This window comes from Staphylococcus sp. 231237_7MaSpsaltlick (genome assembly GCF_043107035.1).
In genome coordinates, this window is sequence record NZ_JBICNX010000229.1 from 1 (window position 1) to 708 (window position 708).

At 26.1% G+C, this 708-nt stretch carries 1 pseudogene; it reads right to left on the reverse strand.

Features of this window, described 5'->3' with window-relative positions:
* Positions 1 to 152 precede the first annotated feature (152 nt).
* Positions 153 to 708, reverse strand: a pseudogene (locus ACF91D_RS31115) (nucleotidyltransferase); the annotation flags it as partial.

Genomic DNA, 708 nt, shown 5'->3' on the forward strand with positions numbered 1-708 from the left:
AAATTACTGTCAAATAAACTAACCTTTTAATATAGTGTTTCTAAATTATTATATGATTAGAGTGTACCTAAAAAGAACAAAAATTAAAATTTCGCTTTTGAATAAGATGTGCTTTGTAATACTCGTACAATACATATATATTTTTATATTCATCAACCGTATAAAGGGAAGTTTTTACCAAATACTTTTCGCCACTCATTTATCGCTTTTTCATATTCAAAACTTACTGCAAAGTTTATGGCATTTTGAGATATTTCATAGTGTTCAATAGCTTTTCGAGATATTTTATCTTTCTTCTCTTGAGTTAAAATATTAATATCAATCCCTGGGTTATCTGGAGAAAAAACCATATTATAAATTGTTTTTTGAATATGATTTAAAACATTAGGTATCTCCACGCTAATATGTTGGTTTAATTTGTTATTATCTTGATAATAATTTAATATAATAACTTCTAACAGGTAGGAAGGTATTGTAGGCGCCGTAATATTTCTATTCCAATATTTAATAACACGTATCACATCTAATAGTTTTCCATCACTAATTTGATTTAGTTCTGAAATTATACTCTTCTCAATTCTAGGATCAGTCTTTTTCCAATTGCCATTACAATCGGGTATTAAATAGCGAGTATCTCCATTTAAATCTTCTTTAGTAAAAAAACATGGAACAATATCAAAATTCCACTTATATGATGATAATTTTAAA